This is a genomic window from Xenorhabdus hominickii (assembly GCF_002632725.1).
Taxonomy (GTDB): Bacteria; Pseudomonadota; Gammaproteobacteria; order Enterobacterales; family Enterobacteriaceae; genus Xenorhabdus; species Xenorhabdus hominickii.
Genome location: NZ_NJAI01000105.1, coordinates 1 through 533 on the forward strand (window position 1 = coordinate 1; position 533 = coordinate 533).

Annotated in this window: 1 protein-coding gene; it reads left to right on the forward strand. The window is 53.7% G+C overall.

All coding sequences use genetic code 11. The features are described from left to right. The coding region (locus tag Xhom_RS31805) for a hypothetical protein (RefSeq protein ID WP_169928590.1) at nt 1-533 on the forward strand (533 nt) is incomplete at both ends.

Consider the following 533-nt stretch of genomic DNA (forward strand, 5'->3'; position numbering starts at 1 on the left):
ACAAAGGCATGGGGTACGGGGCCTTGCAGCAGGCGGGCAAGCTGGCCGGTGATTTACCGGGCATCAGCTTTAACTATCTGGGGCAGTTGGGGGGCGAGGGCGGCCCGCAGGACTGGTCACTGACCAGCGACGATTGCGGTGATGTGACGGATAGTGCAAACCCCAATCCTTTGCTACTGAATATCAATGGGGTAGTGCAGGCAGGTCAGTTGCAATTCAGCGTGGGTTCTTGTTTGTCTGCCAGCCAGACTCAGGTGTTTATCATGGCGTTTGAGCAGGCGCTGGAAACGGTTATCACGGCCGGTCAAACTCAGGCTCAGCAGGGCGGGATCAAAACTCCCAGCGATTATGGCCTGAAAGATGTTTCAATCGAACGTTTAAATCGTTTTCATCAAATGTATCAGGTTGAAGCACTATATCCCGCCACCAGTTTGCAGCAGGGGTTTGTTTATCACTATCTGGCCCAGCCGCAGGACGATGCCTATCGGGTGCAATTACTGCTGGATTATCACGACAATCTGGATCTGGCGGCT